General features: G+C 72.8%; 9 protein-coding genes and 1 tRNA gene. 7 read left to right on the top strand and 3 right to left on the bottom strand.

All coding sequences use genetic code 11. From position 1 onward, the window contains the following. The first annotated feature begins 150 nt into the window (after window positions 1–150). The 7 genes from pstC (at window position 151) to HN031_RS04785 (ending at window position 10,285) form a co-directional block, all read left to right on the top strand. Window positions 151–1,167: a phosphate ABC transporter permease subunit PstC gene (gene pstC / locus HN031_RS04815; protein WP_367650647.1), complete on the top strand. Its 1,017-nt coding sequence runs from the start codon at window positions 151–153 to the stop codon at window positions 1,165–1,167. Next, the gene (gene pstA / locus HN031_RS04810; protein ID WP_172267081.1) at window positions 1,164–2,357 is read left to right on the top strand and encodes a phosphate ABC transporter permease PstA; all 1,194 of its coding nucleotides are present in this window, start codon (window positions 1,164–1,166) and stop codon (window positions 2,355–2,357) included. The genes pstC and pstA overlap by 4 nt, the downstream gene beginning before the upstream one ends. Beyond that, entirely contained in the window at window positions 2,354–4,090 is a 1,737-nt protein-coding gene (locus tag HN031_RS04805; protein WP_172267078.1) for a substrate-binding domain-containing protein, read from the top strand. The genes pstA and HN031_RS04805 overlap by 4 nt, the downstream gene beginning before the upstream one ends. Next, window positions 4,087–6,711 carry a hypothetical protein gene (locus tag HN031_RS04800; RefSeq protein WP_172267075.1) on the top strand — a complete coding sequence of 875 codons (2,625 nt, stop codon included), beginning with the start codon at window positions 4,087–4,089 and terminating at the stop codon, window positions 6,709–6,711. Before HN031_RS04805 ends, HN031_RS04800 begins: the two co-directional genes overlap by 4 nt. A 2-nt stretch (window positions 6,712–6,713) precedes the next feature. Further along, complete coding sequence (locus tag HN031_RS04795; RefSeq protein ID WP_253943171.1) at window positions 6,714–7,643, top strand: sortase; 930 nt, start codon at window positions 6,714–6,716, stop codon at window positions 7,641–7,643. 62 nt (window positions 7,644–7,705) lie between these two features. After that, the gene (locus tag HN031_RS04790; RefSeq protein ID WP_172267069.1) at window positions 7,706–9,307 is read left to right on the top strand and encodes an Ig-like domain repeat protein; all 1,602 of its coding nucleotides are present in this window, start codon (window positions 7,706–7,708) and stop codon (window positions 9,305–9,307) included. Window positions 9,308–9,433: 126 nt separating this feature from the next. Then, window positions 9,434–10,285 (top strand): phosphate ABC transporter ATP-binding protein, encoded by an 852-nt coding sequence (locus HN031_RS04785; protein ID WP_172267066.1) that lies wholly within the window; start codon window positions 9,434–9,436, stop codon window positions 10,283–10,285. A 65-nt stretch (window positions 10,286–10,350) separates the two neighbouring features. On the opposite strand, the gene HN031_RS04780 is transcribed toward HN031_RS04785, so the two are convergent. The 3 genes from HN031_RS04780 to HN031_RS22185 all read right to left on the bottom strand — a co-directional run bounded on the left by HN031_RS04780 (window position 10,351) and on the right by HN031_RS22185 (window position 12,912). Next, a tRNA-Phe gene (locus HN031_RS04780) sits at window positions 10,351–10,424 on the bottom strand. A gap of 56 nt (window positions 10,425–10,480) precedes the next feature. Continuing rightward, a complete protein-coding gene (locus tag HN031_RS22190; RefSeq protein ID WP_172267063.1) occupies window positions 10,481–11,800 on the bottom strand; it encodes a HAMP domain-containing sensor histidine kinase in 1,320 nt (439 codons plus the stop codon). Beyond that, the gene (locus HN031_RS22185; RefSeq protein ID WP_172267060.1) at window positions 11,797–12,912 is read right to left on the bottom strand and encodes a cytochrome P450; all 1,116 of its coding nucleotides are present in this window, start codon (window positions 12,910–12,912) and stop codon (window positions 11,797–11,799) included. The genes HN031_RS22190 and HN031_RS22185 overlap by 4 nt, the downstream gene beginning before the upstream one ends. Between the last annotated feature and the right edge of the window lie 281 nt (window positions 12,913–13,193).

Here is a 13,193-nt window from a genome sequence, read left to right as displayed (position 1 = left end):
GCAACCGTTGTCCGGGCGTTCACCTGGGACGGCGGCGCCGTTCGACCGCGCTCCCCAACACTTGCTCTCGCTCACCAGCCGGCAGGGCGACCTCCGTCGGCGCGTGGCAACCGTCAGCAAGTTCTCTCGGGCCCGTGTCGAAAGTGCAACGTGACAACTCTCCCTGCCCAGGACCGCATCGTGCCCACCGGGCCGCCGGTCCCGCGCCGGCTGGCTCGCAAGGCCACCGGTGCCGATCGCGTCTTCGAGGTCGGCGCCCGCACCGTCGGTGCGACGGTGCTCGTCGTCACGGGCGGGATCGGCGTCTTCCTCGCCTGGCAGTCCGTGCCGACGCTGCAGCGCTACGGCTGGAGCTTCTTCACCGAGAGCGCCTGGCAGCCCGAGTCCGACGTGCTCGGCATCGCCGCCGTCCTGGTCGGCACGGTGTCGATCGCCGGCGTGGCGATGGTCCTCGCCTTCCCGCTGGCACTGCTGACGGCCCTCTACATCAGCGAGTACGCCCCCGCCGGCGTCAAGCCGACCCTCGTCTCGCTCGTCGACCTGATGGCCGCCGTCCCCTCGATCATCTACGGGATGTGGGGCTACTTCCTCGTCATGCCCCACGCGGCGGCGTTCAGCCTCTGGCTGCACCAGCACCTCGGCTGGATCCCGGTCTTCGCGGTGGGAGCGGACCCCGACGCGGCCGTCTGGGACCAGTCGCGCTACATCGGCAGCGCGTTCTGCGCCGGCATCGCCGTGGCGATGATGGTGCTGCCGATGTCCTGCGCGGTGATGCGCCAGGTGTTCTCGCAGACGCCGCCCGGCGAGAAGGAGGCGGCCCTCGCGCTCGGCGCGACCCGCTGGGGCATGGTCCGCGCCGTCGTGCTGCCCTTCGGTCGCGGCGGCATCATCGGCGGGACGATGCTCGGCCTCGGCCGGGCCCTCGGCGAGACCATCGCCGTGCTCCTCATCATCTCGCCGGACTTCGTCATCAAGCCGCGTGTCCTCGAGGTGGGCACCAGCTCGGTCAGCGCGCTGATCGCCGGCCGCTTCGGCGACGCGAGCGCTGCCCAGCTCTCCGCGCTCCTGACCGCCGGCTTCGTGCTGTTCCTCATCACGCTCGTCGTCAACACGCTCGCCGCGATGATCGTCGCCCGCAGCCGCTCCGGGGCGGGGACCGACGCATGAGCGCCCCGTCCACGACTGCGACGACGACGCTGAGCGGTGCGCCGACGGCGACCACCCACCTCCCGCAGCGCGACCTGGACGCGCCGCCTCCGGTCGCCCGCCCCGGCCTGGGCAGGCCGACGGCCGAGGAGCGGTTCACCGTCGTCGGCGCCTGGGTCAGCGCGCTGGCCCTGGCCTGGTTGATCACCCAGCGACTCCTGCCGCTCGGCGGCGCCGCGTGGCTGCTGGTCACCTGGTTCGCCCTCGGTCTGGTCGTCAGCGCGGTGACCACCTCGATGACGGGCCGGCGCGTCGACGTCGTGGACCGGGTCGTGAGCGGTGTCGTGACCTCGGGCGCGCTGCTCGTCGGCGCTGCGCTGGTCAGTGCCGTGGTGTTCGTGGTCTACCGCGGCTGGGAGCCCCTGCTGCACCTCAACTTCTTCACCGACGACATGGCCGGTGTCGGCCCTCGGGACCCGTTCGACAAGGGCGGCATCGGGCACGCCATCGTCGGCTCCGCGATCCAGCTCGGCATCGCCGTCGCAGTGACCCTGCCGCTGGGCATCGGCACCGCGGTCTTCATGACCGAGGTCGGCGGCCGCTTCGCGGCAGTCGTGCGCACGATCGTCGAGGCGATGACCGCGCTGCCCTCGATCGTGGCCGGGCTCTTCGTCTACACGGTGCTCATCGTCGCGCTGGGCTTCCCGCGGTCCGGCTTCGCCGCGGCGATGGCCCTGTCGGTGATGATGCTGCCGATCATCGCCCGCGCCGCCGACGTCGTGCTGCGGGTCGTGCCCGGAGGCCTGCGCGAGGCGAGCCTGGCGCTGGGCGCCAGTCGGTGGCGCACGGTGTGGCACGTCGTGCTCCCCACGGCTCGGCCAGGACTCGCGACCGCGCTGATCCTCGGGGTCGCCCGGGGTGTCGGCGAGACGTCGCCGGTCCTCCTGACGTCGGGCGTCGCGTCGTTCCTCGTCACCGACCCGACCGACGGCGTCATGAACTCGCTCCCGCTCTTCATCTTCAAGGGAGCCCGCAGCCCCGAGCCGATGGACATCGAGCGGGCCTTCGCCGCCGCGACCGCGCTGCTGGTGCTGGTGCTGGTCCTGTTCGTCATCGCCCGGCTCCTCGCCCGCCCCGCGCGCGCGAGCGCCCGTCCCCGCCCCCGTCGTACGACCCGCGCGCAGCGCGTCGCCCCCGAGGAGTCCTCATGACCACCCGTTCCCTCCGCCTCGTGGCCGCGCTCGCGGCCGTCGCGCTGCTCTCCGCGCCGGGGCTCTCCGCGGCCGCCCAGGCCGACGTGCCCGGCGAGCCCGACGACGGTCGCCTCGGCAGCACCTCGGCGCGCGCGGCGTACGCCCAGATCGAGGGCTCCGGCTCCACCTGGTCCGAGGTGATCGTCCAGCAGTGGATCTCCGACGTCGACGCGCTCGGCATGAAGGTCACCTACAACGGCGGCGGCTCGTCGCAGGGGCGCAAGAACTTCGCGCAGAACGTGACCGACTTCGGCATCTCGGAGATCCCCTACCCGGGCGTCGACGAGTTCGGCAACGCCGACAACAGCAACGGCCGCGAGTTCGCCTACCTGCCCATCGTGGCCGGCGGCACGGCCTTCACCTACCAGCTCAAGATCGGCGACGAGCTGGTCCGCAACCTGCGGCTCTCCGGCGAGACGCTGACGAAGATCTTCACCGGCGAGATCACCGACTGGTCGGATCCGGCGATCACCGACGACAACAACGGACGGGCGTTCCCCAAGGTCGCCATCACCCCGGTGGTGCGTTCCGACGGCTCCGGCACCACGGCCCAGCTGACCACCTGGATGGACGCGGAGCACCCCGACATCTGGCGGCCCTACTTCGGCAAGAGCGGCTACACGTCCTACTACCCGCGCAAGGGCCGGATGCTGGCCCAGTCGGGCTCGGACCAGGTGATGAACACGATCTCCGGGTTCGCCGGCAACGGCACGATCGGCTACGTCGAGTACGCCTACCCGCTCAACAAGGACTACCCGGTCGTCAAGGTCCTCAACGAGGGCGGCTACTACGTCGAGCCGACGCAGTACAACGTCGCCGTCGCGCTGACGAAGGCGCGGATCAACGAGGACACGAGCTCGCCGCTCTACCTCACCCAGATCCTGGACGGTGTCTACAACGCCACGGACCCCCGCGCCTACCCGCTGTCGTCCTACAGCTACATGATCGTCCCGACCGGTGCGCAGGACCAGCGCATGTCGACGGCGAAGCGCCAGACGCTCGGCGACTTCATGTACTACTCGCTGTGCGAGGGCCAGGCCAAGGCCGGTCCCTACGGCTACTCGCCGCTGCCGCTCAACCTCGTGCAGGCCGGCTTCACCCAGCTCGCGAAGCTCAAGACCGCCGACCCGGCGGTGGACATCGAGAACCGCGACGCCACGCGCTGCAACAACCCGACGTTCGTGGCCGGCAACCTCGAGCAGAACAAGCTCGCCCAGATCGCGCCGCAGCCGGCTGCCTGTGACGAGCAGGGCGAGGGCCCGTGCGGCACCTCCACGGGCACCGGTGAGCCGTCGACCGACGAGGAGCAGCCGGAGGAGCCCGCCGAGAGTGGGGAGGAGGCCGGGACGCCCACGACGGACAAGCAGGGCGGCGCGGGCGGTCCGGGCGGCGGCGACGCGAACCAGGGGACGGGCGGCGGCGCCGGTGGGGGAGGTGGCGAGGAGCCTCCCGCCACCGAGGTCGACCCGATCACCGGCGAGGCCGTGGCGGCCGAGGGCAGTGCCGCAGCCGCGGCGGGCACGGCCACCACGACCGACCCGATCTACGCCACGCCGACCGAGCTCTCCGCCAGCCGGCCCGACGACGGCCGGGCCTTCGGTGCCCTGGCCGCCCTCGAGCTGTTGGCCCTCATCCTCGTCCCCGGCCTGCTGCTCGCCCGCGGCGTACGACGTCGGGGAGCGGGCCGATGAGCCGCCGCCTGCGCCTGGTGGCCACGGCGCTGCTCGCGGTCGCCGTCGTGCTCCCGGCGGCGGTCGCCGGGACCGGGGAGGCGGCGCAGGCCGCGCCCGACGCGACCGAGCCGGCGTTCACCCAGACGAAGCACCTCGACCGCACGATCACGGTGCAGGGCCAGGAGCTCGAGATCGACTCCCGGGACGTGACCGTCACCGTCGACCGCACGACCGAGCTGCGTGGTCGGGAGCGGGTGAACATCTCCTGGACCGGGGCGCACCCCACCGGAGGCCGCTCGTCCAGCCCGTTCGGCGAGCAGGGGCAGCTCCAGGAGTACCCCGTCGTGATCCTGCAGTGCCGCGGCCTCGACGACCCGTCGCTGCCGCCGGAGCAGCAGCTCTCCCCGGAGACCTGCTGGACGTCCTCGCGGACCCAGCGCACGCAGGTCGCGGACGAGTCCGAGGCGGCCTGGCGCCACGACAAACACGCCACCGAGGAGCAGCGCGGGCAGAAGTTCGGCCTCGCGCCGATCCCGCCCGAGTGCAACGACGTCTCCACCTTCTCCACCCACGTGACCCCGTTCCGGGCCGCCAACGGCACCGTCCACGCCAGCTGCACCTCGGAGACGATGCCCCCCGAAGCCGCGATCGGCGCCGCGTTCCCACCCGCCGAGCAGGCGGCGTTCACCGACCTCGAGGGCAACGGCCACGCCAAGTTCGAGGTGCGCTCGGCCGTGGAGAACGAGTCGCTCGGCTGCTCCGACACCGTCGCCTGCTCGATCGTGGTGATCCCGATCCAGGGCATCAGCTGCCTCGACGACCACGCCGCCTGCAACCGCGGCGGACAGTTCGAGGCCGGCGCCAGCAACTACTCCAACCAAGGTGTCGACCTGACGGCGTCGCCGATGCTGTGGTGGTCGGCGTCCAACTGGCGCAACCGCTTCTCGGTGCCGATCACCTTCGGGCTGCCCCCGGACGCCTGCACGGTCCTCGACTCGCGGGCGCCCACGGGCTTCTACGGCTCCGAGCTGATGGCGCAGGCATCCCTGCAGTGGTCGCCCAGCTTCTGCCTGGACAAGGAGCGCTTCAAGTTCCAGCACAACCGGATGGCGGACGCCGCAGGCTTCGCCCTGGCCGAGAACGGCGGCGGCGCGGCGGCGTTCGTGTCCGGCAAGCACGAGGCCAAGGGGTCCGACCCGATCGCGTACGCGCCGACCGCCGTCACCGGCTTCTCGATCGGCTACGTCATCGACCTGCCCGGCAACGCCGGCGAGTACACCGGTCTCAAGCTCAACCCGCGGCTCATCGCCAAGCTGATGACGCAGTCCTACCTGGGCAGCGAGCTCGGCCGCGGCCACCCGGGCATGGCCCAGAACCCGGTGGGCATCAACCTCGACCCGGAGTTCCAGGCACTCAACCCGGGCCTCGACACCGTCACCCGGGAGGCGGCCGCGACCCTGCTGTCGCTGTCGGAGTCCAGCGACGTGATCGAGGCGCTGACGTCCTACATCGCCCAGGACGAGGCGGCGATGAGGTGGGTCGACGGCAAGCCGGACGAGTGGGGCATGCGGGTCAACCCGAGCTACGAGAAGATCGAGCTGCCGACGGCCGAGTGGCCGCTGCTCGACGACTTCGTGCCGGTGACCAACGACGAGTGCCGCCAGCAGAACCCCACCCCGTACTTCACCCAGCTCGCCGCGCCGGTCCCGTCGATGCGCAAGATCGCCGAGGCCATCCTCGACGCCTGGCCCAACGTGCAGACCAAGTGCGAGCGCGCCACGGTCACCGACCCGTGGAAGATCGGCCGGGTCGACCGCCAGGGCGTCGGCTCCCGGTTCATGCTCGGCGTGGTGAGCATGGGTGACGCCCAGCGGCTCGGCCTCGACGAGGCGCTCCTCGCCACCCGCGACGACTTCGTCGCCCCCACCGCCACGGGGATCGGCCGTGCCCTCCGGCTGGCCGAGCCCAGCACGAGCGGGCAGGAGCCGTTCCGCATGGACATGGCCGACCTCGTCAAGGCGGACGCCTACCCCGGGACGGTGATCGTCTACACCGCGGCCCGGACGGCCAACCTGCCGCAGGAGGACGCGGACAAGGTCGCGCAGTTCATCCAGGTCGCCACGACGGAGGGCCAGCAGGAGGGCTTCGGCAACGGCGAGCTGCCGCCGGGCTACGTCCCGCTGCGCAAGACCGGTGTCACCGGTCCGCTCTGGAAGCAGGCCCAGGCGGTCGCCACCGCGATCGGCGAGCAGGCGGGTGCGACGGAGACCGACGAGGACGGCACGGACGAGGCGGACGGGGACGGCACGGACGGCGAGGACGGCGGCGGTGTCGGCGCCGGAGGCGGCGGCGTCACCCCGGGCCCGGGCAGCGTCACCACGCTCGAGGAGACGACCGACGACGACGGCGGGGCCGGCAACGGAGGGGGCCGCGACAAGGAGCGGGGCACCAAGGGGGATCGCAGGGACGCGGACGCGGACAAGGACGACGAGGAGGAGCTCCTCGTCATGCCGCCGACCACCGCGGTCTCCTCCCCGGTGGCCGCACGCACCCTGCCGCTGCTCCTCCTCGTCACGATGGTGAGCGCCCTCGGCGCCAACCTGCTGCGGCTGCGACACCTCCGCAGGAGGCGGTCGTGACGATGACGAGCAGCAGGCCCCGAGCCGGCGCCGAGCCGGCGGTCCGTCCCCCCGCGCCTCGTACGACGCCCGTGCGCCCGACGGCGCCGGCCGGCGACGACGTCTGGTCGGTCATCACGACGACCTCGGTGATGTGCTGCCTGGTCGCCGGCTGGATGGTCGCGCAGATGGTCTACCTCGGTGGGCTGTCGCAGGACCGCGCCCAGGACACGCTGTACTCGCAGTTCCGCGCGGAGCTCGCCGCCGGCACGGCCCCCATCGGTCCCGTCACGGAGGTGGGGCAGCCCGTCGCCACCCTCTCCATCCCGCACATCGGCGTGGAGCAGGTGGTCGTCGAGGGGACGGCCTCCGGCGACCTGCTGGTCGGCCCGGGACACCTCCGCAACACGGTGCTGCCCGGCCAGCGCGGCACGTCGGCCGTCCTCGGCCGGGCGAGCACCTACGGGGCGCCCTTCGCGCGCATCGGCGAGCTCGTGCCCGGCGACCAGGTCAACGTCACGACCGCCCAGGGCGCCACCCGCTTCCGCGTCATCGGCGTACGTCGTGCGGGCGACCCGCTGCCGCAGCCGCGCCCGGACGACGCCGCCCGGCTGGTCCTCGTCAGCGGCGAGGCCAGCGGCTCCCGGCTCCCGTCGCTGTCGCCGGGCGAGGTCGTCTACGTCGACGCCGAGGCCGACGAGGCCTTCGACACCCCCGCGGGCCTGCCCCGCGTGGTCCCTGATCCGGAGCAGGCGATGGGCACCGAGTCGGGCGCGGTCATGCCGCTCCTGACGCTGTGCCTGGCCCTGCTCCTGGCGCTGGCCTTCGGGGTCATCGCCGCCCGGCAGCGGTTCGGAGCCGCCCTGGTGTGGGTGGTCGCGACCCCGGTCGTGCTCGCCGTCGCCTGGCTCACGACCGACGTGGTCATGCGCCTGCTGCCCAACCTGATGTGACACCCGCATGTGATCGACGTCAGCTCCACCCAGTGCACGACCACCAGAGAAGGAAGACCCACATGTCTGTTCGCAGGCTCCTCGCGGGCGTGGCCACCACGTCCGTCCTGGCGGCGGCCCTCGCCCTCGCCGCTCCGGCCCAGGCCGACCCGGCGTTCGTCCCGGACGCCGACGACATCGTCGGCGTCGGCTCCGACACCACGATGTACGCCCTGGGCTACCTGGCCGACGGCCACAGCGGCGTGGCCGGCTACAACGCCGGCGCGCCCGCGCAGCGACTGGTGTCCTTCGACGCCCGTACGTTCGACTCCGCCGGCGCCCAGACCAACTCGGCCAACGTCACCCTGCGCGCCGGCGCCGCCCCGATCGTCCGTCCCAACGGCTCGGGCGGCGGCAAGGGCCTGCTCTACGGGGCGGGCAACAACCCGGACGTGAGCTTCGCGCGGTCCTCCTCGGGCAACAACGCCAACGAGACCGCCGCCAACCTCCAGGCGTTCCCGTTCGCCAAGGACACCCTCGCGGTCGCCACCGCGCAGTCGTCCAACGCGCCGGCCGCGCTGACGCCGGCCCAGATCGTGCAGATCTTCGAGGGCACCGTCACCAACTGGAGCCAGGTCGGCGGCGCCGCGGGCGTCATCAAGCCGCTCGCCCCGCAGACGAGCTCCGGCACGGGTGACTTCTTCAAGAAGGAGCTCGACAAGATCAAGGGCTCGACCGTCACCTACGGGCCCGCCGTCACCTTCGTGCAGGAGCACGACGACGCCCCGATCAAGTCCGACCCCAACGCGATCGCGCCGTTCTCCGTGGGCCGTGCGGGCCTGCTCGGCACCCTGCGCATCGAGCAGGGCTGGCAGGTGGGTCGCGCGCTCTACAACGTGGTCCGGCAGGCCGACGCCGGCAGCGCCTGGGCGCAGGGCCTGTTCGGCCCCAACGGCTACGTCTGCTCGCCGGCCGCCGCCTCGCTGATCCTCGACGCGGGCTTCGAGCAGCTGCTCTCCTCCGCCCAGGGCGGCAAGTGCGGCGTGGCCACCACGACGGCCACCGCGGCCAGTGACCTGCTGACCGCCAAGGTCACCACCACCACGACCGTCGCCGGCACCTCCAACGCCGCTGGTGCGGCGACCCTCACCGCCACCGTCGGCGGCGGCGGGCAGCTCAAGCCCCAGGGCGTCGTGGCGTTCTCCGTCGACGGCGCCGTCAAGGGCCAGGGCGTCGTCACCGGCGGTCGCGCGACCTACACCGCCACCGGGCTCACCCCCGGCGTGCACCAGGTCACCGCCACCTTCACGCCCACCGGCGCGGCCTTCAACGGCTCCACCTCCGCCCCGGTCGACGTCACGGTGAGGGCTGCCGCCCCGGTCCCGGTCACCACCCCCACCACCAAGGCCGCGACCAAGCTGGCGGTGTCGTTCAAGAAGAGCTACGCCAAGGGCGCCGCCGTCAAGGGCAAGGTCAAGGTCAAGGAGTCCGCTGCCGGCAAGGCCGCCGGCAAGGTCGTCATCAAGCTCGGCAAGAAGACCGTCGGCAAGGGCAAGGTCACCGGTGGCGTCGCCACGGTCACCCTGAAGGCGCTCGCGAAGGGCAAGAACAAGCTCGTTGCGGAGTACGCCGGCAACGCGTCGTTCGCCGCGTCGAAGGTCAGGTTCGTCATCACCATCAAGTGACGCCCGACCCTCCCGAGTCGGAGGCGGGCGGTCCGCTGACAGCCGCCCGCCTCCATCCCGGACCGGTCACGGAGGTGACCCCGCCCGGGCCCCGCCCCAGCTCCCCGACGCGAAGAAGATCCCGCCATGCCCCAGTCCACGCTGCCCGCCTCCGCCGTCCCCGCCGCCCCTGCCGCGCCGAGCGGCGGAGCTCCACCGGCCGGCCCTGCGACCCTCGAGGCCCGCGACATCACCGCGTGGTTCGGCAGCCACCAGGTCCTCGACCGGGTGTCGCTCACCATGCCCGCCTCGGGCATCACCGCCCTCATCGGCCCGTCGGGCTGCGGGAAGTCCACCTTCCTCCGCATCCTCAACCGGATGCACGAGCTGGTCCCGTCTGCGGCGCTGGCCGGTGAGGTGCTGCTCGACGGCGATGACATCTACGACCCCCAGCGCAAGCTGACCGACGCGCGCCGTGCCATCGGCATGGTCTTCCAGAAGCCGAACCCGTTCCCGGCGATGTCCATCCGGGAGAACGTGGTGGCCGGGCTGCGGCTGACCGGGACGAGGCTGGGGAGGTCGGCCAAGGAGGAGCTCGTCGAGGAGTGCCTGGTCCGCGGGGGTCTGTGGAACGAGGTGAAGGACCGTCTCGACAGCCCCGGCGGCGGCCTCTCCGGCGGCCAGCAGCAACGCCTCTGCATCGCGCGCTCGCTGGCCATCAAGCCCCGCGTGCTGCTCATGGACGAGCCGTGCTCGGCCCTCGACCCGACGTCCACACGGGTCATCGAGGAGACGATGAAGGACCTGGCGCGACAGGTCACGGTCGTCATCGTCACGCACAACATGCAGCAGGCGGCCCGCGTCTCGGACACCTGCGCCTTCTTCCTGGCCTCGCAGGGCACGCCGGGGGTCATCGTCGAGCACGGCGACACCGAGGCGATGTTCTCCAGCCCGCGCGACCAGCGCACCTCCGACTACGTCAACGGACGGTTCGGCTGACGACACGCACCGCCGAGACGCAGAAAGGCCCCGACCGGGACGTGGTCGGGGCCCTTCTGTGCTTGTGGGCAGGGGCGGGGTCGAACCGCCGACCTATCACTTTTCAGGCGATCGCTCGTACCAACTGAGCTACCTGCCCAAGCGGGACGAGAATACAACAGCGACGGGGGCGGTGCGGAATCGGCTCGGCGCGGCTCAGGACCTGCGCACCGGCAGCTCGACCCAGAACGACGAGCCGGTGTCCGCGGTCGACTCCCCGCGCACCGCTCCGCCGTCACGCTCGGCGATCGTGCGGGACATCGAGAGCCCGAGCCCGCTCCCCGTCGTGCCGGGCGCGGCGAAGCGCACGAACGGCTCGAAGGCGTGCTGGAGCTGCTCCGGGGTGAGCCCCGGGCCGTCGTCGCGGACGATGATGCGCACCATCGGCCGGCCGCTCTCGCCGAGCAGGGAAGACGTGGACAGGTGGACCGACCCGCCCGTCGGGCGGTGGTGGGCGATCGCGTTGCCGAGCAGGTTGCTGAGCACCTGGCGCACGCCGGACGGGTGGGCCCAGGCCGTCGCCGCCGGGTCGATGTCGGCGTCGACCGAGACGCCGGCGGCCTGGGCCGGGTTGCGGTGCCAGTGGACGACGTCGGCCACCGCGTCGGCGACCGAGACGTCCTGGCGCTGGTCGTCGCTGCCGAGCGCGCGGCCGGCTCCGAGCAGTCCGTCGACGATGGTGAGCAGCTGCTCGCAGGCGCGGAGCATCACCGGCCCGTCGCGACGCATGCCCGCCGCCACCGACTCCGCGGGCCCGTGCTCGGCGTCGTCGAGGAGCACCTCGGTGTAGCCCATGACCGACGCGAGGGGCGTACGCAGCTCGTGGCCGACCGAGCCGAAGAAGTGCTGGTAGCCGAGCTGGGCCTCGGCGCCCGCGTCGATGGCCTCGGCCAGCGCCCGCCGGGACTGCTCCAGCATGATCCGCGAGGTCAGGGCGGCGTTGAGCAGGCGCAGGTCGTCGATGAGGGTCTGCGGCCACGAGCCGGTGTCGCCGCTGACGACCGACATGCTGCCGAACATCTCGCCTCGCGAGAGGAAGGTCGTCGCCACCAGGCTGCGCACCCGCATCCGCTCGAGCTCGACGCGGTCGCGCTCCTCCGGGATGGCGGACCTGTCCACGACGGCGGCCAGCCCGTGGGCGCGCGCGTGCCGCGAGACCCACGGCATGCTCAGCGCCGCGTCCGGACCGGCGCCGCTGGGCGGGAGGACCGAGCGGTCGTCCTCCGCTCGCAGCCACTCGCGCACCCACGCCCGCCCGCCGAGCTTCACCCAGCCCGTGGCGTCCTCCGGCGCGAAGATGGTCAGCGCGGCCACCACCGCCTCGACCCGTGGCTCGGTGAGGAAGTGGGTGGCGATCCGGCCGATGCCGTCGTCCACGCTGATCGCACCCGAGAGGATGGTGCCGGCGAGGGCGGCGGCCTCCGGGGAGACCGGCCCGCAGACAGTCGTGTCCTGCAGGGCGGGATGCTCGGTCACGGTGACGGCCCCCTCCTCGGGGCAAGGGTGAAGCGGCACGGCGAGGGAAGGATGCCCCGACTCTGGTCGACCGAGACGTCCTCCACCAGGGCGATTTCCTGGGCGCTGGCCCACTGTGCCACGTGGACCAGCTGCGCCAGACCGAGGGTACGGCCCGGGCACGCGTGTGGTCCCGCGCCGAACGGGAGCCACGCGCCCGGGCGCCGGTCCGGGTCGGTCCAGCGGGCGGGGTCGAAGTCCGCCAGGCGCTCGCCGTCGCCGGGCACCAGCTCCTCCGAGCGGCCCAGGAGGAGGGGGCTCACCAGGACGACGCGGCCCTGCGGGACGAGCTGTCCGTCGAGGTCGACCTCCGCAGTCGTGATGCGTGCGGTGACCCAGGTGGGCGGCGTCAGCCGCAGGGTCTCCCACACCGCGTGGACGGGGTCGACGGTCTCTCCCGGCGCCTCCGACGGGTGCTGGGCCAGCCAGGCGATGAGCCACGCGCCGGCCGCGACCGGGACCTGCGTCCCGGCCGCCAGCATGGTCGCGAGCTGGGTGGCGGACCGGTCGCGGTCGGCGACCGGGTCGAGCGCGTCCTCGAGGGCGACGCGCGTGACGCGCTCGGCCCGCCGGGCGCGGCTCCACCGGTGCGGCGGTCGCCGCGCCGCGATGACGGGACCGAGGGCGTCGACCCAGGCGAGGACGAGGTCCGCCACGAGGTCACGCTCCGGCGTGGCGAGGCCCGGGAGCACGGCGGCGGCGGTCGACCGGGCCACGGGGCGACGCAGCAGCGCCATGGCGTCGTACGGCGTCGCGGGCTCGGAGCGGTCGTGCGCGAGGAGGGCTGCGCGCCACTCGTCGCCGAAGACCGCCCGGCCGCGCGCGACGTCCTCGGCGGCCAGGGGCGCGAAGACCGTGTGCCCGGACCGCGTGTCGCCGGTGCTCCCGGACAGGTCGCCGCTGCGGCTGACGTCGCCGGGGAAGTCGAAGGAGGCGGGGTCGGTCAGGACCCGCTTGGCCAGGCCGGGGGTCGTGGCCAGCCAGGGGCCGTGGGGACCGAGCGCGACGGCCCCGGTCCGCGGAGCGGAGAGGACAGCGCCGAGCCGGCCACCGGCCGACTCGGCGCTGCCCACGTGCACCACTAGGGGTGCCTCACGGGTGGTGAGTCCCCCGAGCGTCAGCCACGCGGCGGCGCGGGGCGCCACGCGTAGGCGGCCTGCAGCTGGGTGGCGGCACGCTTGGAGTCGAGGTGGGTGCGGATGCGCTTCATCATGGGCTTCTCCAGGGTTGTGTTGGGGTTGGTGCGAACCGGACGGCTCGCGGGGTGACACTCCAGAGATCGGGACCCGGTGGTGCGTTCAGGGATGGGTCACGGACTCTGGACCACTCGGGGACCAGCACCCGGAAACGGGAC

It is taken from the genome of Nocardioides sp. zg-1308 (genome assembly GCF_013155375.1).
Classification (GTDB): Bacteria; Actinomycetota; Actinomycetes; order Propionibacteriales; family Nocardioidaceae; genus Nocardioides; species Nocardioides renjunii.
Note: the sequence above shows the minus strand (reverse complement) of the source record. Positions and strands in the feature narration are given on the sequence as shown.

What these genes read in the sequence shown, in the direction of transcription:
- pstA (WP_172267081.1), top strand. Translation starts at nt 1,164, where the DNA reads ATGAGCGCCCCGTCCACGACTGCGACGACGACGCTGAGCGGTGCGCCG.
- HN031_RS04790 (WP_172267069.1), top strand. Translation starts at nt 7,706, where the DNA reads ATGTCTGTTCGCAGGCTCCTCGCGGGCGTGGCCACCACGTCCGTCCTG.
- HN031_RS04805 (WP_172267078.1), top strand. Translation starts at nt 2,354, where the DNA reads ATGACCACCCGTTCCCTCCGCCTCGTGGCCGCGCTCGCGGCCGTCGCG.
- HN031_RS04800 (WP_172267075.1), top strand. Translation starts at nt 4,087, where the DNA reads ATGAGCCGCCGCCTGCGCCTGGTGGCCACGGCGCTGCTCGCGGTCGCC.
- HN031_RS04785 (WP_172267066.1), top strand. Translation starts at nt 9,434, where the DNA reads ATGCCCCAGTCCACGCTGCCCGCCTCCGCCGTCCCCGCCGCCCCTGCC.
- HN031_RS04795 (WP_253943171.1), top strand. Translation starts at nt 6,714, where the DNA reads ATGACGAGCAGCAGGCCCCGAGCCGGCGCCGAGCCGGCGGTCCGTCCC.